The sequence below is a fragment of the Leisingera sp. F5 genome (assembly GCF_001593695.1).
Genome location: NZ_LUKH01000021.1, coordinates 53,454 through 71,751, shown reverse-complemented (window position 1 = coordinate 71,751; position 18,298 = coordinate 53,454). Strand labels below are relative to the sequence as shown.

At 63.2% G+C, this 18,298-nt stretch carries 17 protein-coding genes; 11 read left to right on the top strand and 6 right to left on the bottom strand.

All coding sequences use genetic code 11. From position 1 onward, the window contains the following. Nucleotides 1–180 precede the first annotated feature (180 nt). From A2I95_RS15615 to A2I95_RS15605, 3 genes are all read right to left on the bottom strand, one after another. Nucleotides 181–627 carry a GFA family protein gene (locus A2I95_RS15615; RefSeq protein ID WP_291730820.1) on the bottom strand — a complete coding sequence of 149 codons (447 nt, stop codon included), beginning with the start codon at nucleotides 625–627 and terminating at the stop codon, nucleotides 181–183. Nucleotides 628–1,164: 537 nt separating this feature from the next. Further along, nucleotides 1,165–1,608, bottom strand: coding sequence for a MaoC family dehydratase (locus tag A2I95_RS15610; RefSeq protein ID WP_291730819.1), 444 nt, complete (start codon nucleotides 1,606–1,608; stop codon nucleotides 1,165–1,167). Between the two features lie 236 nt (nucleotides 1,609–1,844). Then, nucleotides 1,845–2,720, bottom strand: a complete 876-nt coding sequence (locus tag A2I95_RS15605; protein WP_291730817.1) for a TIGR01459 family HAD-type hydrolase — start codon at nucleotides 2,718–2,720, stop codon at nucleotides 1,845–1,847. Between the two features lie 244 nt (nucleotides 2,721–2,964). Here A2I95_RS15605 and A2I95_RS15600 point away from each other — a divergent pair, with 244 nt between their 5' ends. Continuing rightward, on the top strand, nucleotides 2,965–4,890 hold the full coding sequence (locus A2I95_RS15600; RefSeq protein WP_291730816.1) for a methyl-accepting chemotaxis protein: 1,926 nt from the start codon (nucleotides 2,965–2,967) through the stop codon (nucleotides 4,888–4,890). 230 nt (nucleotides 4,891–5,120) lie between these two features. Here A2I95_RS15600 and A2I95_RS15595 read toward each other — a convergent pair whose 3' ends face one another. The 3 genes from A2I95_RS15595 to A2I95_RS15585 form a co-directional block, all read right to left on the bottom strand. Beyond that, entirely contained in the window at nucleotides 5,121–6,041 is a 921-nt protein-coding gene (locus A2I95_RS15595; RefSeq protein WP_291730814.1) for a manganese-dependent inorganic pyrophosphatase, read from the bottom strand. 106 nt (nucleotides 6,042–6,147) lie between these two features. Next, complete coding sequence (locus A2I95_RS15590; protein WP_291730813.1) at nucleotides 6,148–7,128, bottom strand: TraB/GumN family protein; 981 nt, start codon at nucleotides 7,126–7,128, stop codon at nucleotides 6,148–6,150. A 41-nt stretch (nucleotides 7,129–7,169) separates the two neighbouring features. Then, nucleotides 7,170–8,177: a TraB/GumN family protein gene (locus A2I95_RS15585; RefSeq protein WP_291730811.1), complete on the bottom strand. Its 1,008-nt coding sequence runs from the start codon at nucleotides 8,175–8,177 to the stop codon at nucleotides 7,170–7,172. A 148-nt stretch (nucleotides 8,178–8,325) separates the two neighbouring features. Here A2I95_RS15585 and A2I95_RS15580 point away from each other — a divergent pair, with 148 nt between their 5' ends. The 10 genes from A2I95_RS15580 (at nucleotide 8,326) to A2I95_RS15535 (ending at nucleotide 18,294) form a co-directional block, all read left to right on the top strand. Next, the gene (locus A2I95_RS15580) at nucleotides 8,326–9,003 is read left to right on the top strand and encodes a DUF2161 domain-containing phosphodiesterase (protein ID WP_291730848.1); all 678 of its coding nucleotides are present in this window, start codon (nucleotides 8,326–8,328) and stop codon (nucleotides 9,001–9,003) included. 171 nt (nucleotides 9,004–9,174) lie between these two features. After that, nucleotides 9,175–10,176, top strand: a complete 1,002-nt coding sequence (locus tag A2I95_RS15575) for a 2-oxoglutarate and iron-dependent oxygenase domain-containing protein (protein WP_291730809.1) — start codon at nucleotides 9,175–9,177, stop codon at nucleotides 10,174–10,176. Between the two features lie 184 nt (nucleotides 10,177–10,360). Next, the gene (locus A2I95_RS15570) at nucleotides 10,361–10,648 is read left to right on the top strand and encodes a co-chaperone GroES (protein WP_027258120.1); all 288 of its coding nucleotides are present in this window, start codon (nucleotides 10,361–10,363) and stop codon (nucleotides 10,646–10,648) included. Nucleotides 10,649–10,711: 63 nt separating this feature from the next. Beyond that, nucleotides 10,712–12,364: a chaperonin GroEL gene (groL, locus tag A2I95_RS15565; RefSeq protein ID WP_291730806.1), complete on the top strand. Its 1,653-nt coding sequence runs from the start codon at nucleotides 10,712–10,714 to the stop codon at nucleotides 12,362–12,364. A gap of 206 nt (nucleotides 12,365–12,570) precedes the next feature. Beyond that, the gene (locus A2I95_RS15560; RefSeq protein WP_291730805.1) at nucleotides 12,571–13,158 is read left to right on the top strand and encodes an N-acetyltransferase; all 588 of its coding nucleotides are present in this window, start codon (nucleotides 12,571–12,573) and stop codon (nucleotides 13,156–13,158) included. Nucleotides 13,159–13,234: 76 nt separating this feature from the next. Continuing rightward, nucleotides 13,235–14,548 carry an alpha/beta hydrolase gene (locus A2I95_RS15555; RefSeq protein WP_291730804.1) on the top strand — a complete coding sequence of 438 codons (1,314 nt, stop codon included), beginning with the start codon at nucleotides 13,235–13,237 and terminating at the stop codon, nucleotides 14,546–14,548. 129 nt (nucleotides 14,549–14,677) lie between these two features. Continuing rightward, nucleotides 14,678–15,562, top strand: a complete 885-nt coding sequence (locus tag A2I95_RS15550) for a DMT family transporter (protein ID WP_291730802.1) — start codon at nucleotides 14,678–14,680, stop codon at nucleotides 15,560–15,562. A 40-nt stretch (nucleotides 15,563–15,602) separates the two neighbouring features. Continuing rightward, nucleotides 15,603–16,379 (top strand): alpha/beta fold hydrolase, encoded by a 777-nt coding sequence (locus A2I95_RS15545; protein ID WP_291730846.1) that lies wholly within the window; start codon nucleotides 15,603–15,605, stop codon nucleotides 16,377–16,379. After that, nucleotides 16,376–17,524, top strand: coding sequence for an alpha-D-ribose 1-methylphosphonate 5-triphosphate diphosphatase (locus tag A2I95_RS15540; protein ID WP_291730800.1), 1,149 nt, complete (start codon nucleotides 16,376–16,378; stop codon nucleotides 17,522–17,524). Before A2I95_RS15545 ends, A2I95_RS15540 begins: the two co-directional genes overlap by 4 nt. Before the next feature lie 146 nt (nucleotides 17,525–17,670). Further along, entirely contained in the window at nucleotides 17,671–18,294 is a 624-nt protein-coding gene (locus A2I95_RS15535; protein WP_291730798.1) for an RNA ligase family protein, read from the top strand. Nucleotides 18,295–18,298 lie beyond the last annotated feature (4 nt).

Here is an 18,298-nt window from a genome sequence, read left to right as displayed (position 1 = left end):
TGCAAGGCCGCTTCCGGTGTCCGGCCTTCGGCGGTTTGAAGTGCTGTCTGGTGTTCTCCTTGGACCAGCCCCTGCGGGTGGAGGCGGCAGCGCCTTCCTGACAATCACCGACCACCTGCCGGTGTGTTGCCGGCATACGTCCGGATTGAGCCCGCAAACGGCAGCCGCAAAACTTGCCGGTCACTCTTCCTTGGCCGGTAGCTTGCCTTGGGTGAAGGCGATGCTTGGATCCGATGAGTGCTCAACGTCATCACCCGGAATCTTCACCCATGAATGCTTCCGGTGCTCGTACACCGAGAAGCGCGGTGCAGGAAACTGCGGGTCTGCAAAGGCGCCTACAGGAATAGCTATGACACCCGGCCAGCCTTCAATTACGAAGGCCAGCGTCGAGCCGCAGTCAGGGCAAAACTGATAGGTCGCTTTGTGCCCGCTGTCTGCAGTCCGTTCCCACACCACGAACTTCCCGGAAACCGTGACATTGGCCTCTGGCCATCGGGCCTGAGTCGCAAAGGCACTGCCGGATCGCTTTTGGCACTCCAAGCAGTGGCACACCGAAATACGGACCGGATCTCCCTCACAGGTCGCGGATAACTGGCCGCATCGGCATGTTGCTGTTCGTTTTACCATGCTACTGACTCCGCGGGTTGCATCGGGGAAAAGCTAAGGCCGATTACATCAGGATCAATGTGCAGAGCGCAATCTGCCGACAGCGTTGCCCGGAATGCAGGCAATCAGAACGAGGCCTGCCTCTTGGGTCAGGTTCTTCAGTAAGCTGGTATTTTCAACTGGGCTTTTGACTGCCCGTTGCACACCCACCGTACGCCCCATTCACGTGATCCTCACGCTCATCAAACACACTGCCAAGCGATCGATCACCCGCCATGGCCCCGCGCATGGGCCATGATACAAGGCGCAGGCATCTGTGAGGCTGCCTGCGTATCACCCGGAGACCGGCCCTGATAAAAAGGGGGTCGCTCAGGAAATCCTGTCCGAGCGGGCCCCGCGGGGTCTGTCCAACTCCACCCGGCGGCGCCGCCATCCTTTACCGGATCAGCGCGAAACGGAACGAAACGAAACAGACCAGCAAAGCAAAACCGCCAAGGGCAAAAGGCCCCCGGCGGCCGAAACTGCTGGCTGATGCAGACTGTGCAGCCGGCACCCGGCTCAGTCGAACTTGCGCGAGGGCGCCATGACCATCGCCTCGCCCACCAGCACCTTCTTGCCGTCGACGATGCAGCGGCACTCCAGTTTCACCCGGCGTTTGTCGATCACGATGTCGGTCACCTCGACCTCGGCCAGCACCATGTCGCCCGGGCGCACCGGGGCCAGGAACTTCAGCGACTGGCTCATATAGATGGTGCCATGGCCGGGCAGCTGCTCGCCGATCACTGCTGAAATCAGCCCCGCGGTCAGCATCCCATGGGCGATGCGGCCCTCGAAAATGGTGTCTTGGGCGTATTCATCATCCAGATGCACCGGATTGCGGTCGGTCGAGACTTCGGCGAACTTCTCGATGTCCTCATCGGTGATGACCTTGCGCAGGTAACGCACCATCCCCATTTCGATGTCTTCAATGCAGATGGTTCCGCGCGGCATGTTGTCCAACATTTCATCCTCCGTTCGCCTGGTCCTGATCCCCGGCCTGATCATCTGGCCTGATTGCGTGGATTGACCGCTTGGCGTTGTAACATTTGCGCGCCGGATTGGCCGCTTGCGCAACTTTATTACTTTGCAGCTGCAGAAAATCAAGAGGTTTCTGACATAAGAAAGCCCCGCCGGTTTGGGCGGGGCTTGTTCAGAGCAGAGCGTGTTCCGTGCCGGGCAGGGGGCTGGCGCCGGCAGTTTTACCGCAGAAAACCAATGGCATATGTGGGTGCAGACTGTTCCTGCGCCAGATAGGCCTGCAGCGCGTCCGCGTCCGGCTGGACCGATGTCTTTGTCTCTCTGGCCGCAAGCCCGCCGGTGATGAACAGGGAATCGATGCTTTCGCCCATGGCGCCGGCAATATCCGTATGCGGCCCGTCGCCGATCGCAAGTATCTCGGAATCAGCAAAGTCATGGCCCAGTTCGGTCAGACGCCGCCGCGCCAGATCATAGATCGGCGGATGCGGCTTGCCGAAATACAGGCTCTCGCCGCCCATTTCTGTATAGAGCCGCGCCAAGGCACCGGCGCACCATTCCCGCTTTTCGCCGCGGTCGACCACGATATCAGGGTTGGCGCACAACAGCTTCATGCCCATCTGCTTGGCGTAAAGGAAATCCGCCCGGTTCACCTCCGGGTCCGCCATAGTGTCGAATGGGCCGCAGCAGACAATGCCTTCGGCCTCCCGCAGCGGCACGCGGGTAATCTCCACCGGTTCATGGATCACATGCAGCGGCTCGAAAAAGCCCGCATCCCGCTCCCATTCCCCCATGAAATAGACTTTGTTTCCCACAGCGCCGGTGAACATCGCCGCCCGGGCGCTGTCGCCGCTGGTCGAGATGGTGTCATAGGCATCATCGGGCACGTTGAACTGTCCCAGCTGCGCCGCCACGCCTGCGCGCGGCTTCGGTGAATTGGTCACCAGCACCACGATGCCGCCCTGCTTCCGGTAGGCCTGCAGCGCTGCTACGGCGTCGGGAAAGGCGGTGATCCCGTTGTGCACGCAGCCCCAAAGATCGACAAACAGCGCCTTGTAACGGCCGGAGACTTCGGACAGGGAGTTGATGATCTGGGTCATGGCCGGGCCTTCTCGCGCGTGAATATTCTGCTGGCCCAGCTATGGCAGAGGCGGCACCGGAAGGCCAGTGCGGCGGTGCGGCAGGATCCGCCAGCGGCCGGAAAATCCCCTGCGCCGCGCCCCCGCCGCAACGCCTTTGCACTCTGCCTGGCACACCCTGCGGTTTTACAATTCTGAAAGTCCAAGGTTTTCTTAAGAACTCCCCCATAAGGTGAGCGTTAGGCAACTCAATGGTGTGTTAGTGATGTTCCGTAATCTTCCGATAAAAACACGGCTGGTCATTTCCGGTGTGGTTTCGACTGTTTCTGTCCTGGTGCTTGCGGCGATGTCCGTCTACAGCCTGTGGCAAAGCGAACTTGAACTTGAACGGCAAATCAATGCCACGGCGGTCGTCCGCCATGAGCTGATGGCTGACAAGATGCACGATGCGATCGAGGCCGGCGTGGTGCATGCCCTGCTGGTCGGGCCGGACGGGCCGGCCGCCAAGAAGGAGCACTTGCAGGGCAAGCTTGCCCGCGACATTCAAAGCCTCCGGGATTCGGCCGCGGCCTTGCAAAAGGCCGAAATGTCCGATGCAATCCGCCGCAAAGTGGCAGAGCTTGCTCCTGCGGCAGAGGCTTTCATTCAGGCAGCTCTGGTTGTCGAAGGACTGGCCTATACGGATACTGGCGCCGCTGAGGCCGCGCTGCCCAAGCTGCAAGATCAGTATGAGTCTCTCAATCAGCTGCTGGCGCCGCTGGGCAAGGACATCAAGGCGTTTTCCGAACAGACTGCACAGCAGGCGCGGGCCCATGACATGCAGCTGCTGTACCTGCTGATCGGGTTTTCGGCAGCGGCGCTGCTGGTGATTGCCCGGAATGCGCGGCAGGTGACCCTGACGATTGTACGCCCGATTGCCCGGCTGCGCGGGGCCCTGCGGGAAGTGGCCGAAGGCGATCTGGGGCTTAAGGTTGCCGACCGGATGCGCGCCGATGATTTCGGTGAAATTGCCAAGGACATCGATGCGGTGTCGGGCCGGGTTATTTCCGCGCTGGACGAGCAGAACGCCCTGCGCGAAGAAAGCGAACAGGTCATCGACCGGTTGCGCAGCGGCCTCAAGCGGCTGTCCGAGGGCGATCTCAGCGACCGGATCACTGAACAGTTCAGCGCCGATTACGATCCGCTGCGGGTGAACTTTAATGAGACCGTCGACAAGCTGAATGAGCTGATGGCCGACGTGGTTCAGGCAGGCGCCCGCATTCAGCGGCAGTCCGATGAGATCCAGACCGCCTCTGAGGAGCTGTCGGGCCGCACCGAAAGCCAGGCTGCCACGCTGGAAGAAACCGCAGCGGCGCTGGAAGAAATGACCGCGAGTGTCAATTCATCGGCGCGTAATGCGCAGGAGGTGCAATCCGCGGTGGAAACCGCGCGCTCGGACGTTGAAAACAGCGGCCGCGTTGTCGAAGGCGCAATTGCCGCGATGAATGAGATTGAAAACTCTTCGAACCAGATCTCGCAGATCATCGGTGTGATTGACGACATTGCCTTCCAGACCAATCTGCTGGCGCTTAATGCCGGGGTTGAGGCGGCGCGGGCAGGCGAGGTCGGACGCGGCTTTGCGGTGGTGGCCTCCGAAGTGCGGGCGCTGGCACAGCGGTCCTCGGATGCGGCCAATGAAATCAAGACGCTGATCAGTGCCAGCACGGCGCATGTGCAGGACGGGGTGCAGAAGGTGGACGGCGCGGGCAAGGCGCTGACGACCGTCGTCAGCCAGGTGACCAATATTGCTGATCTGGTTTCGGGTATCTCCAGTGAGTCCGCCGAACAGGCACAGGGGCTGAACGAGATCAACATCGGCGTTTCCCAGCTGGATTCGGTAACCCAGCAGAATGCCTCAATGGTCGAGGAATCCGGATCCGCGATCCGCGCCATGAACAATGAGACCGTGGGGCTGAATCAGGTGGTCGGCCAGTTTGTCCTGCGCGACGGCCCGCCGGCGGCGCAACCGGCTCGCCCGGCGGACTCCTGGGCGGATCAGCCTGCTGCCCCGGTGTCGGCGCCAGCTGATTCGCCGCAGCCGGTGACGGATGCTGATGACGCCGGCTTTGATGGCACCCGCTGGGAGGATTTCAATGATGGCAGCGAAGTCTGGCCCCCGGCAGAGGATGCGCCTCAGGCCCGGTCTGCCTGAGGGTCTTCCGGGATCGCTGGGTAACGGTGGATGGCGCCTGCCCGCCGGCCGCAACGCGGAGAAAAAGATCAGCGGAAACAGCCGGGCACGCTTGCTCCGCAAGACCAGCCGCCGCCTCCGGGCTGTGATGTCGGCAGGGCAACAGCGGGCCGGTCACGGAAAAATCTCCTCCCGCAAAGAAAAAAGGCGCCCTGCGGGGCGCCTTTTGCTGTCCGGGCCGGCAGCGGCGCTTAGACTTTCAGGTTCGGGATGATCTGCTTTTTGCGCGACATGATGCCCGGCAGCACCACGGCGTCACCGGCAGCATCGGCACCAAAGCTTTTGGCGGCGACGGTCTTCACCAGGTCGTTCGGCACCAGAAGGGTGGCTTCCTCGTTCAGGATGTCGACGACAAACAGCAGCACCTGGTCAACGCCGTCCTCGGCTGCGACGGAGGTCATGGTCTCCATCAGCGAGGCCTTGCGGTCCAGCACCACGGCCGGTGCGGTGGTTTCCAGCACGGAGACGCGGAACTTGGTGCCCTCGACAGCGTATTCCTTGGAGTCCATGCGCAGCAGTTCTGCGTCCGAGAAGGAAGAGACGTCGGATTTGGCGGCAAACATCTCGGCCGCGTAATCGGCGATATTGATGCCCAGCTCACCGGCCAGTTTTTCGGCCACGGCCTTGTCATGCGCGGTGGTGGTGGGGGAGCGGAATTCCAGCGTGTCGGACAGGATGCAGGTCAGTGCAGCACCCTTGATCGCGTCCGGCATCTTGGCGGCGTCATCGCCCATCAGGTCGTGCATGATGGTGGCGGTGCAGGCCAGCGGACGGATGGTGATGTCGATCGGGCCTTTGGTTTCCAGGCCGCCGACCAGCTTGTGGTGGTCGATGATCGCTTGCACATCGGCGCCGTTGATATTGGCGGGCAGCTCGGCCGGGTTGTTGGTATCCACGATCACCACGGCGGCATCGTCAGCCACGTCGGCGATGATCGCGGGCTTCTCAAAACCCCAGCGCTGCAGCATGAACGCCGCTTCGGTGTTCGGCTCGCCCAGCAGCTTGGGCTCGGCAGCGGTGCCTTTCACCTCGTTCAGGTACCAGGCCCAGATGATCGGGGAGCCGGTGGAATCGGTGTCGGGGGATTTATGGCCGAAAACTTGGATGGTCATGGGGCTGTCCTGTTCACTCATGCGGTCAGAAAGGGGAGATTTGCGCGCCTTATAGGGCTGGCGCGCAGGCTTGTCACCCCGCAGCTGCTGCAATGCGGCGTTGTGCCTAGAACGGGGCGCGTTCCAGCCTGTAGCCCTCTTGCCGCAGCAGGTTCAGCAGGCCGGCCTCGCCCGGCAAATGCAAGGCGCCGGCGGCCACCACGATGCGGTCGCCCTTGGCCGCTTCGATCACCGGGATCCAGCTGCGGTTGCGCTGGTCAAGCAACCCGTCCATTGCCTCTGCCCACAGGGTTTCGCGCTCCGCCCTGGTCAGGGCGCCGCTTTGCAGGAAGTCCCGCTCGCTCAGGTAAAGCGCGCTTAGCGCTTGCTGGTCGAAATAGGCCTCAACCGTGGTGATGAAACTGTCCTGGCCACCGCCCATCATGGCGGTAAAGGCGCGCAGCTGGCGGACCTGTTCCTCCAGCGGGTCGGCGTCCATCATCCGGATAACGCTCATCGGATCTTCCAGCGACTTCCGGGCAATACCGGCCTCTTCGGCCAGCTCGCTCAGCCGCACATCGAGGCCCCGCTTGATATCTTTGTCCCGGCGCAGGCAAGGCGGGAAGGCCATCGCCATCGCCAGAAACCAGGGACGCATCTTGGCCGCCATCCAGGGCGCCATGCCATGGCTGCGGACCTTGGCGGCCAGGGCCTGCCACTCATCGGCGGGCAGGCGGTCGATCAGGCTGGGGCCGTCGGTGATCAGCATCAGCGACGGTGTGCGGCCCAGCTCGGCCTCGAACGCGGCTTTGTCGGCGGGGCTGGCCTCCATCAGCAGCAGATCGGCTCGGCGCATAAGCGGAGCAAGCCGGGCGGTGATGGCCTCCATCCGCGGATCGTTGATGTGCAGGGTGCCGATCACATGCAGCGTGCGCGCGCCGCGCCGGGCAATCCAGTGGTTGCCTTCGGCAAAGGGCACAGCGGCGGTGCGGGCCTCGATACGGGCGCGGTCCGGTGCGGTGAGGGCGGTGCGCAGGTCGGTGCCGGTGCAGGCCGCCCACAGCGAGGCGGGCAGCAAGAGGAAAAGCAGGGAAAGGAAGAGCCGCATAACGGGAGGGTCCTGAGATCTGAGTGCGGGCGAGGGCTGCCTTACCACGGCGCCGGAGCGAGGCTGAAACCCTTGGCATTCAGCAGGTTCAGCACGCCGTTTTTGCCAGGCAGATGGGCGGCCCCGACGGCGACGGCAATCCGGTCGTGCCGGGCGGCCAGGATCGGTTTCATCCAGCGCTGGTTGCGCTGATCCAGCAGGCGGCGGTTGTACTGCCGCCACAGCCGCGCGGTTTCGGCGCCGGAGAAGCTGCTGTACTGGGCGCTGATCCAGGGGGCGAGGACAAAGGAGGTCCAGACGCTTTGGTCGAAATAGGCCTCGACCGGGGTGGCATCCTCGGGTTTGCCGGATTGCACCAGTTCCAGTTCCAGCGCCAGCATCCGGGCCTGATCGCTGAGCGGCAGGCTGGCAATGGCCGCCAGCGCCTGTTCCGGGGTTTCCAGTGCCCCCAGCGGGATCCGCTTGCGCCGCGCGAAATCGGCAATCCGGTCATCCAGTCCGCGCCGCAGGCCAAAGCCGTAGGGGCGGCAGCCGCTTTGCACAACAAACATCGAAATTGCCCAGGGCTGCATCCGGTTCATGGTTTCCGGATTGACGCCGGTCACCTGGGCCGTCAGCTGGAACCGCTCCCAGGCGTCGCGGGGCAGCAGGTGCCGCAATTCCTGGCCTTTGGGCAGCAGGAAACTGCGGGCCAGCTCATCAGGCATCCGGTCCAGGCGTTCCAGATCGGAGTCGGAGGTTTCCAGATAGATGGCGCCTGCCTGCGCCAGCACCGGGCGCAGGGTGCGCATCACCTTGGCCATGCGGGCATCGCCGCCATGCATGGTGCCGATCACGTGAATGGTGCGGTTCCCCTTGGTGGCGACCCAGTGGTTGCCGCGCGAATACGGGGTGGCGGCCATCTCGCGCTCCAGCCGTGCCTCGGTGGCGGCGGGCAGGTGGTCGCGGTAGTCGATGCCGCGGCAGGCGGCCAAGGCGGCAGGCGCCTGCAGGGCCAGGCCAAGTGTCAAGCCAAGTGTCAGGGCGCGTGCAAGTGCAATCGGTTTCATTCTAAGCCCTTTCCCCGGTTCCGGCGCGATAGCCTGGATGTATGACCCTAGGGTGCGGCGCCGGGGGCGGCAATGCAAAACCCTGCGTCTGCGCTGCAAATCCGGGGCGCGGATTGCCTTCGGCGGCGCGACCTGCCAGTCATGGGCGATGGAACGCGAGGATCAGCTGTACCCGCCGGTAAAGGCGCTGCTGGAAGGGCAGGGCTATGAGGTAAAGGGCGAAGTGGGCGCCGCCGATGTGGTGGGTGTCCGCGGTGATGGGCCTCCGGTGATTGTCGAGCTGAAATTGAAGTTTTCGCTGTCGCTGTTCCATCAGGCGATTGCCCGGCTCTCGGTTTCTGATCACGTCTATGTCGCGGTGCCTCGGCCCGCGGGGCGGCAGGCGCGGCGGATGATGAGGGACAATCTGGCCCTCTGCCGCCGTCTGGGGCTGGGGCTGATCACGGTGCTGGCGGACGGCCGCGCCGAGGTGCATTGCGATCCCGGCCCCTATGCCCCGCGCAAGTCGAAGAAGAAGCAGGCGCGGCTTTTGCGCGAGTTTCAGACCCTGCGCGGCGATCCCAATGCGGGCGGCGCGACCCGGCATGGCATTGTCACCGCCTACCGTCAGGATGCGCTGGCCTGTGCTGCGCATCTGGCCGGGGCTGGTGCCTGCAAGGGCGCGGAGGTGGCTAAGGCCACCGGCGTTGCCCGCGCGACGCAGCTGATGGCCAAGAACCACTATGGCTGGTTCGAGCGGGTGGAGACCGGCATTTACCAGCTGACCGATGCGGGCCGGGAAGGGTTGGTGCATTGGGCGGAAAGCTGGGAGGAAGGCGCTCCGTAGACCGTTTCGGGTGAATTAATGACGCAGTATAAATCCCCAAGAGCGCTTTAAAATTAGCTGTAATAAGATCTATCAGATGAATCTGATTCACCTTGTGCGTATTTTTTCCCTGTTGAGCCAGAGGCCCTGGCAGCCGATGACTGCCCCAGCTTTGCAAGAGGGGAGACAGCAATGGCACATCAGGACATCGACCGGCTGCAGGACCGTCTGCGCGCGCAGCGGGTTTCCTTTGACAAGATCCCGGTGATCGACATCAGCGCGCTGAACACGGGCGGCAGGCTGTTCGAGGTGGCCAAGGACATCCGCTGGGCGCTGACCAACGCGGGGTTCTTTTACGTCAAGAACCACGGGGTGCCGGAGGCCGTGGTGAACGGCGCCTTTGAGGAGACCCGGGCGTTCTTTGATCTGCCGCAGCAGGAGAAAATGGATCTGCACATCTCAAAGTCCGGGTTGGCCCTGCGCGGCTATATCGAGGTGTTTGGCGAGAACACCGACCCGAAGAAAACCAAGGACCTGAAGGAATGCTTTGACATCGGGCCGGAATGCCCGGGCGGCACCGCGCCGTTCTTTGGTGCCAATCAGTGGCCAACGGCGCGGCCGGGCTTTCAGCACGCGGTCTATAGCTATCATCAGGAGATGAAGGGCCTGGCGCAGCGGCTGATGCAGGCAATCGCGGTCAGCCTGGATCTGGAGGCGGATTTCTTTGCCCCGAAGATGCAGGATCCGATCACCATCCAGCGGCTGCTGCATTACCCGCCGCAGCAGGGGCAGATTGATGAGAGCGTGATGGGGATCGGCGCGCATACGGATTACGGCAGCCTGACCATCCTGGCGCAGGATGATGTGGGCGGTTTGCAGGTGATGAACCGCGACGGGGATTGGATTGAGGGGCCGCCGATTGCCGGGACGTTTGTGATCAACATCGGTGATCTGATTCAGCGGCTGACCAATGATCTGTATCTGGCCAACCTGCACCGGGTGGTGAATGCCTCGGGGCGGGAGCGGTATTCGATCCCGTTCTTTATTGATGCGGATGCGGATGCGGTGGTTCAGCCGCTGGACAGATGCGTGAGCGCGGAGAACCCGGCGCGCTATGTGCCGGTGACCTGCGGCGCGCATAAATTCAGCCGTTTCAAGGACAGTTTCCCGCATCTGAAAGACAAGGCCGCATAGGCGGAATTTCGAAGAAAACCGAGGGCGCTCCGGCGCCCTCACTTTTTTGCTGATTCCGTGTTGACAAGGAAGGGGGGCATTCCTAGCTTCCCCTCGTTAGCACTCAGCAGATGTGAGTGATAACTGCCCTGCCAGGGAGCGGGGCAAAGGATAACAACCTTTGAGCCTTTAAGGAGCTGCAAAGATGGCATTGAAACCGCTTCATGACCGCGTACTGGTCCGTCGCACCGAAAGCGAAGAAAAAACCGCGGGCGGCCTGATCATCCCCGAAAGCGCAAAAGAAAAGCCGAGCGAAGGCCAAGTGGTCTCGACCGGTGAAGGCGCACGTAAGGACAGCGGCGAGCTGATCGCAATGGCTGTTTCGGCCGGCGACAAGATCCTGTTCGGCAAATGGTCCGGCACCGAGGTCACCGTCGACGGCGAAGAGCTGCTGATGATGAAAGAAAGCGACATCATGGGCATCATCGAGTAAGCCCTCCGGCTGCTCTGATCCCATCCATCGCGAAACACAAGAATTTCTCTAGGAGAGTGAATAATGGCTGCTAAGGACGTCAAATTCGACACCGATGCCCGCAACCGTATGCTGAAAGGCGTCAACATTCTGGCTGACGCCGTGAAAGTGACCCTGGGCCCCAAAGGCCGCAACGTGGTTCTGGACAAATCCTTTGGCGCGCCGCGCATCACCAAAGACGGTGTGTCGGTTGCTAAAGAGATCGAACTGGAAGACAAGTTCGAGAACATGGGCGCCCAGATGGTGAAGGAAGTTGCTTCCCGCACCAACGACGAAGCCGGCGACGGCACCACCACCGCCACCGTGCTGGCCCAGGCGATCGTCAAAGAAGGCCTGAAGCAGGTTGCTGCCGGTCTGAACCCGATGGACCTGAAGCGCGGCATCGACCTGGCAACCTCGAAGGTTGTTGAAGGCATCAAAGAGATGGCCCGCGAAGTCAAAGACTCCGCTGAAGTCGCACAGGTCGGCACCATCTCTGCCAACGGCGAAGCTGAAATCGGCCAGCAGATTGCTGACGCGATGCAGAAAGTCGGCAACGAAGGCGTGATCACCGTCGAGGAAAACAAGGGTCTGGAAACCGAGACCACTGTTGTCGAAGGCATGCAGTTCGACCGCGGCTACCTGTCGCCCTACTTCGTCACCAACGCCGACAAGATGATTGCAGAGCTCGAAGACTGCATGATTCTGCTGCACGAAAAGAAACTGTCCTCGCTGCAGGCGATGGTGCCGCTGCTGGAGCAGGTGATCCAGTCGCAGAAGCCGCTGCTGATCATTGCGGAAGACGTTGAAGGCGAAGCGCTGGCAACCCTGGTTGTCAACAAGCTGCGCGGCGGCCTGAAAATTGCTGCTGTCAAGGCACCGGGCTTCGGCGACCGCCGCAAGGCTATGCTGCAGGATATCGCAATCCTGACCGGCGGCCAGGTGATCTCCGAAGATCTGGGCATGAAGCTCGAGTCCGTGACCATGGACATGCTGGGTTCGGCCAAGAAAATCGAAATCACCAAAGACGAGACCACCATCGTCGACGGTGCTGGCGAGAAGGCCGAGATCGAAGCCCGCGTTGGCCAGATCCGCGCTCAGATCGAAGAAACCACTTCCGACTACGACCGTGAGAAGCTGCAGGAACGCGTTGCCAAACTGGCAGGCGGTGTTGCCGTGATCCGCGTCGGCGGCATGACCGAAGTGGAAGTGAAAGAGCGCAAGGACCGTGTCGACGATGCGCTGAACGCGACCCGCGCAGCTGTGCAGGAAGGCGTTGTCGTCGGCGGCGGTGTTGCCCTGGTTCAGGCCGGCAAGGCGCTGGCATCCCTGGAAGGCGCAAACTCCGACCAGAACGCCGGTATCGTGATCGTGCGCAAGGCCATCGAAGCGCCGCTGCGCCAGATTGCTGAGAACGCCGGTGTTGACGGTGCAGTGGTTGCCGGCAAGGTCCGCGAAAGCAGCGACCCGGCCTTTGGTTTCAACGCGCAGACCGAAGAATATGGCGACATGTTCGCATTCGGTGTCATCGACCCGGCCAAAGTGGTGCGTACCGCTCTGGAAGACGCAGCATCGGTTGCCGGTCTGCTGATCACCACCGAAGCCATGGTTGCCGACAAGCCCGCCAAAGAAGGCGCAGCTGCAGGCGGCGGCATGCCCGACATGGGCGGCATGGGCGGCATGGGCGGCATGATGTAATCACAGATCCCGCTGGGATTTGTGATGGGGCGACAGGCGGTTGGCCGTTCAGGCCGATCTGCCGGAAGCCGCACTGCTGATGACTGCAAGATTTGGGGCTGCCTTCGGGCGGCCCCTTTTCGTCTTTGACGGAGGCAGAAGGCCCGCCTTGCGGGCCTGCCTGCGGCGCGAGTATTTGTGCAAAGGTGAATGCGGGAGGGGCGGGAATGGTTGTTGGGCCGGACTTCATGACAGAGGTCGATGAAGAGCACTTTGACGAAGTGGATGCACTGCTGAAGGCGGCTTTTCCGACTGAGGCGGAAGCGCGGCTGGTGAAGAAGCTGCGGGCGGACGGCGATATGCTGTTTGAAGTCCGGAAACCCTGGGAGGGCAGGATCGGCGGCTATTTCGCGCTGAGCCGGATGCAGGCGCCGGAGGGCTGGGCCTGCCTGGCGCCGATGGCGGTGCGGCCCGAGTGGCAGGGCGGCAGGCTGGCGGAGCGTAATCCGAACATGGAAGCAGCCGGACTCAAGGACCAAATGTGCCGGGGGCCGTGGCGGTTCGGGTCGCGGATGCTTCAGCAGTTGCAAAGTTACTATGAGGTGTTTCCAGCCGGCCTGCAGGAGCGTCTGCCGGAAACCATCGTTGTCCTTGGCAAGCCCTCCTTTTACGGCCGGTACGGCTTCAGCCTGGAGCGGGCGCAAAAGCTCATCAGCCCCTATCCGCTGGACTGCACGCTGATCCTGCGGCGGGGCGTGGATGTGCCCGAGGCAGAGCTGATCTACCCGCGGGCGTTTCATGACGGCGGCTGCTGACACGAAGTTTTCAGTGGCCGGACAGGATCTTGCGGGCTAGCTATTTGAGGAGCGCGCAACAGGGAGGGATCGGCGGATGCAGAAACCGGCAGGGCGGATCCTGGCCCGGCTCTTGCTGGCGCTGCTGATTGCAGGCTGCGGGGTGTCGCCGGTGGACCGGCTGGCCAAGCCGCCGAACCTGTATTCAACAGGGCGCAATTACCAGGCGGAGCGGGTTCCGGAGGCGCAGCGCACGGTCGCGCCCAGGCTGCTTTATGTCACCAACCGCTCGCAGCGGCTGAATGGCGACGGGTCGGTCACCTATCTGGCGGAACGCTCGGATTCGATGGGGTTCGGCACCGCAGAGGTGCAATTCACCCGGGTAGCGGACTGGCCGGAATTGGTGGCGCTTACCCATGCAGGGCGCGGCGGGCGGCTGCCGCGGCTGAAGGTGGCGGGGTTCCGCGACGGGATCCGGTTTTCTAAAACACCGCTTGCGGCTGAGCGGCGCGGCGGCCGGGTTGTGACTGAGGCGCAGGCGGAACGGGAGTATGCCGCCCATGCAGCCGCTTTCCGCAAGGCGGTGGCGGCGGAGGTCCGGCGCGCCGGAACCGGCCGTATCCTGCTGTTTGTGCATGGGTTCAACAATGATTTTGACGAGGCGCTGACCACCCTGGCCAATATCTGGCATTACTCCGGGCGCCGCTCGGTGCCGATGGCGTTTTCCTGGCCGGCGGGCAATTCCGGCCTGTTCAAATACTTTCGCGACCGGGAGGCCGGGGATTTTTCGGTCTTTCATCTGAAGGAAACGCTGGATTTGCTGGCCTCGGTCCCGGAGGTGGAGGATATCGATATCGTCGCCCATTCCCGCGGCTCCGATGTGGCGGCCACGGCCCTGCGGGAACTGGTGATCCGCGAGCGCGGACGGGGCAAGCGCCCCAAGATTACGCTGAAGACCGGCACGCTGGTCCTGGCGGCGCCGGATCTGGATGTGGGCATTGTGCGGCAGCGGCTGATGAGCGAACGGGTCTTTGCGGCTTTTGAGCAGGTCAATGTGTATATCAACCCGGATGATCAGGCGCTGGCCATTGCCTCGATCCTGACCCAGGAGGCGCGGTTCGGGCGGCTGGATGCGTCGGATTTCGCTCCCGGTGAACTGGCCGCGCTGAAGAAAGTGGGGCTGGTGCATTTCATCCGGGTGGAAGGCGCAGGAGGCGCGGGCCATTCCTATTTCCGCGACAACCCCGGTGCGATGTCGGATATCGCGCTGGCGCTGCGCACGCGGGCTTTTCCGGGCGGCACGCTGCGGCCGCTGGAGCTGGATCACGAAAACATCTGGACCCTGCACCCGGACTATCCGCTGGAGCGGTTGCCGGATCTGGACCTGGATTTTGTCCAGGACCGCCGCTGAAGGCCCGCGGTGCGGGCCTGCCTCCGGCGGGAGTATTGCCGGCCGGACAAAAGCCTGCCTGCCGCAAGCCTGCTGCTGACACGGAAAATTCACTGGCCTGGCAGACGGGTCCATTGTAGCTGGCACCGCATGCGATTGTTTCTGCTTGTCTCTCTCACCATGCTGGCCTTTGCGGCAAATTCGATCCTGGGCCGGGCCGCGGTCGGCGGCGGCTATATGGATGCCACCGGATTTGGCCTGTGGCGGCTGGTGTCCGGGGCGCTGATCCTGGCGGCTTTGTGCCGGATCCGGGGGCTGGACACCTGGAGCCGGGAGCGCGTCCTGCGGCCTTCCTCGCTGTGGGGTGGGGCGGCGCTGACGCTGTATATGGCGGGATTTACCCTGGCGTATCAGGATCTTGATGCCGGATTGGGCGCGCTGGTGCTGTTCGGGGTGGTGCAGATATCGATGTTCCTGTGGGGAGCTGTGCGCGGCAGCCGGCCGGGTTTGGCCCAGGCCGCCGGGGCTGTGGCCGCCTTTCTGGGGCTGGCCTATGTGGTCTGGCCTGCAGAAGGCGCCGGGACTCCGTTGACCGCGTCATTGCTGATGGCCGCGAGCGGGCTGGGCTGGGGTGTCTACAGCTTGCTGGGGCGCGGAGCGCGGCAGCCGCTGGTGTCCACGGCGGTGAATTTCGCCTGGTCCAGCGTGATGATGATGCCGGTGCTGCTGCTGGCGGGTGGCGGTACAGTGGTGAGCCTGTACGGGGTGTTGCTGGCAGTTGTCTCCGGTGCGGTGACCTCGGGGCTTGGGTATGCGCTGTGGTACCGGGTGCTGCCGCAACTGCTGCCCGCGGTGGCGGCCACCGTGCAGCTGAGCGTGCCGGTGATTGCAATCCTTGCCGGGGCTGTGCTGCTGGGCGAGAGCGTAGGGCTGCGGCTGGTGTTCGGGTCGGTTGCGGTGCTGGGCGGCATTGCGCTGGTGGTGCTGGGCGGGCCGGGGCGGGCCGCGCGGCAGGAGCCGGGCAAAGCCGGCTGAGGGGCTTTCACCACCCGCCGTTTGCGCTTATCTGGTGCCTATGCGTATTGCGATGAAATCCCTGATGGCCGCTGCGGCGGTGCTGCTGCCGCTGCCCGCTGCAGCAGATTGTGTGATCCTGCTGCATGGGCTGGCCCGCAGCGAGGCGTCTTTTGCGGTGCTCGGAGAGGTCTTGCAATCGCGCGGCTACAGCGTTGTGCGGCCAGGCTATGACTCCACCGGGGAGACCATCCAGGTGCTGGCAGAGGAAACCTTGCCGGAGGCCTTTGCTGCCTGCGGTAAAGAGACAGCCCATGTGGTGACCCACTCGATGGGCGGCATCCTGCTGCGCCATTGGCTGCAGGGCAACCATCCGCAAAACCTGGGCCGGGTGGTGATGATGGGCCCGCCGAACCAGGGCAGCGAACTGGTGGATGAACTGGGCGATTGGGAGGTTTTCGGCCTGCTGAACGGCCCTGCGGGCCTGCAGCTCGGCACCGGGGCGGAGAGCCTGCCGAAACAGCTGCCGCCGGTGGATTTTCAGCTGGGGGTGATTGCCGGCAGCGAGACGCTGAACCCGCTGTTCTCCGCGCTCATCCCCGGGGCGGATGACGGCAAGGTCTCGGTCGCCAGCACCAAGGCGAAAGGCATGGCGGCGCATCTGACGCTGCCGGTCACTCATACCTTTATGATGAACAATCCGCAGGTGATGGCGCAGGCGCTGCATTTCCTGGAGGAGGGGCGGTTTGAGCCGTCGCTAGGCTGGCTGGCGGCGGTGGAAGAGATCATCGGCGAGGCTTGCCAGCTGAAGGGCGGCTGTGAAGAGGCAGAGAAATGACATTGGAGCTGACGCTGCAAGGCGGCGATGTGCTGCGCCCTGGCGGGCTGGAGCGGAGTGGAGAGATCGCCATCGCTGGCGGCTTGCTGACAGATGCAAAGGCGGGGCGGGCAGTGGATCTCTCGGGCTATCTGGTGCTGCCGGGCATTGTGGATCTGCACGGCGACGGGTTTGAGCGCCACCTGGCGCCGCGCCGCGGCGCGATGAAGCAGATGGCCGAAGGTGTTGTTGCCGCCGAGGCCGAACTCGCTGCGAACGGGATCACAACTGCGGTGCTGGCGCAGTTCTACTCCTGGGAGGGCGGTTTGCGCGGGCCGGAGTTTGCGGCGCAGGTGTTCGAGGGCATCAAAGCGGTGCGCAGTTCTGTGGTGACCGATTTGCTGCCGCAGCTGCGGTTCGAGATTCACATGCTGGAGGATTACGCCGGCCTCGCCGCCAAAGTGGCAGAGTGGCAGGTGCCGTATGTGGTGCTCAACGATCACCTGCCGCATGAGCGTCTGTCCCAGGGCAAGAAGCCGCCGCGCCTCACTGGCCAGGCGCTGAAAGCCGGGCGCAACCCCGAGGTCCACTGGCAGATGCTGAAGGACATGCATGCGCGCCGGGATGAGGTGCCGGGCAGGCTGGACGCGCTGTGTGCGGAATTAGCGGCGCAGAATGTGCAGCTGGGCAGCCATGACGACCAAACCGCAGAAGACCGCGCCGTCTGGCGCGGCCGCGGCGCGCGGATTTCCGAGTTTCCGGAAACGCTGGAGGCAGCCGAGGCTGCGCGGGGCGCAGGGGATCCGGTGATCCTCGGCTCGCCCAATGTGGTGCGGGGCGGCTCGCACAAGAGCAATGCCTCGGCGGTGGAGCTGATTGCCATGGGGCTGTGCGATGCGCTGGCCTCCGACTATCACTACCCCAGCCCGCGCCGCGCGGCGCTGATGCTGGAACGCACCGGCCTGTTGGATCTGGCAGATGCCTGGCGGCTGGTCTCAGAGGGGCCTGCGCAGGTGCTGGGGCTGACGGACCGCGGGCGGCTGGAGACGGGCAAGAGGGCTGACATTGTGGTGCTGGAGAAGCAAACGCAGCGGGTGGCGGCAACCCTGTCAGGCGGGCGTGTCAGCTATTTGTCAGGGGATGTTGCGGCCCGCTTCCTGGCTTGACGGAGGGGCGCCGCGCATCAGGCCGGAAGGCCCTCTTTGCGGCGCGTGAAACCGGCGGGGCCGCTTTCACCGCCCTGCCTTGCTGCAGGCTGGTGGCCTCAATAGGGGTGGCCAAAAGACATTTCCTTTTGTGGAATTTTGCTGACATGAACCGAAAATACGGCCGCACCTTTCATCTGCCGCAATCGCCCGGTGCCACCAGTGAAGACAAGATCATGCTGGATACCTCTGCGCTGATGGCGGAACCGCAGGTGGTCATCACAGAAAAGATGGATGGGGAAAACACAACGATCCATTCCGGCGGCTGCCATCCGCGCAGCCCGGATGCACGGTATCACCCGTCACGGGACTGGATGAAAGCCTATGCCGCCGGTATTTCCCCGGCATTGGCGGAGGGGGAGCGGATTGCCGGGGAGTATCTCTATGCCCGCCACGCCATTGCTTACACTTCGCTGCCCAGCTATTTTCTTGGGTTCGCCTGGATCGTAAACGGCGTGATCCAGCCCTGGGAAGAAACACTGTCCCGGTTCGGTGAGCTGGGGATTGTGAGCGTGCCGGTGCTGTATCGCGGACCTCTATCCGGGCAGGTGCTGCAGGGGACCATTGCCGGGCTGGATCTGGAGGCCCAGGAGGGGTTTGTGGTCCGCGCCGCCAGAGGGTTTGCCGAGGCGGATATGCAATCGCTTCTGGCCAAGTATGTCCGCGCGGGTCATGTGCAGACTGATGTGCATTGGATGAACGCGGAGACAATCAAAAACGGCATCACCTGAGGCC

Bases quoted from the DNA above. Each gene is read 5' to 3' on its own strand.
- A2I95_RS15600 (WP_291730816.1), top strand. From the start codon at position 2,965: ATGTTCCGTAATCTTCCGATAAAAACACGGCTGGTCATTTCCGGTGTG.
- A2I95_RS15560 (WP_291730805.1), top strand. From the start codon at position 12,571: ATGGTTGTTGGGCCGGACTTCATGACAGAGGTCGATGAAGAGCACTTT.
- A2I95_RS15610 (WP_291730819.1), bottom strand. From the start codon at position 1,608: ATGTTGGACAACATGCCGCGCGGAACCATCTGCATTGAAGACATCGAA.
- A2I95_RS15580 (WP_291730848.1), top strand. From the start codon at position 8,326: ATGGAACGCGAGGATCAGCTGTACCCGCCGGTAAAGGCGCTGCTGGAA.
- A2I95_RS15605 (WP_291730817.1), bottom strand. From the start codon at position 2,720: ATGACCCAGATCATCAACTCCCTGTCCGAAGTCTCCGGCCGTTACAAG.
- A2I95_RS15590 (WP_291730813.1), bottom strand. From the start codon at position 7,128: ATGCGGCTCTTCCTTTCCCTGCTTTTCCTCTTGCTGCCCGCCTCGCTG.
- A2I95_RS15550 (WP_291730802.1), top strand. From the start codon at position 14,678: ATGCGATTGTTTCTGCTTGTCTCTCTCACCATGCTGGCCTTTGCGGCA.
- A2I95_RS15570 (WP_027258120.1), top strand. From the start codon at position 10,361: ATGGCATTGAAACCGCTTCATGACCGCGTACTGGTCCGTCGCACCGAA.
- groL (WP_291730806.1), top strand. From the start codon at position 10,712: ATGGCTGCTAAGGACGTCAAATTCGACACCGATGCCCGCAACCGTATG.
- A2I95_RS15545 (WP_291730846.1), top strand. From the start codon at position 15,603: ATGCGTATTGCGATGAAATCCCTGATGGCCGCTGCGGCGGTGCTGCTG.
- A2I95_RS15540 (WP_291730800.1), top strand. From the start codon at position 16,376: ATGACATTGGAGCTGACGCTGCAAGGCGGCGATGTGCTGCGCCCTGGC.
- A2I95_RS15585 (WP_291730811.1), bottom strand. From the start codon at position 8,177: ATGAAACCGATTGCACTTGCACGCGCCCTGACACTTGGCTTGACACTT.
- A2I95_RS15575 (WP_291730809.1), top strand. From the start codon at position 9,175: ATGGCACATCAGGACATCGACCGGCTGCAGGACCGTCTGCGCGCGCAG.
- A2I95_RS15555 (WP_291730804.1), top strand. From the start codon at position 13,235: ATGCAGAAACCGGCAGGGCGGATCCTGGCCCGGCTCTTGCTGGCGCTG.
- A2I95_RS15535 (WP_291730798.1), top strand. From the start codon at position 17,671: ATGAACCGAAAATACGGCCGCACCTTTCATCTGCCGCAATCGCCCGGT.
- A2I95_RS15615 (WP_291730820.1), bottom strand. From the start codon at position 627: ATGGTAAAACGAACAGCAACATGCCGATGCGGCCAGTTATCCGCGACC.
- A2I95_RS15595 (WP_291730814.1), bottom strand. From the start codon at position 6,041: ATGACCATCCAAGTTTTCGGCCATAAATCCCCCGACACCGATTCCACC.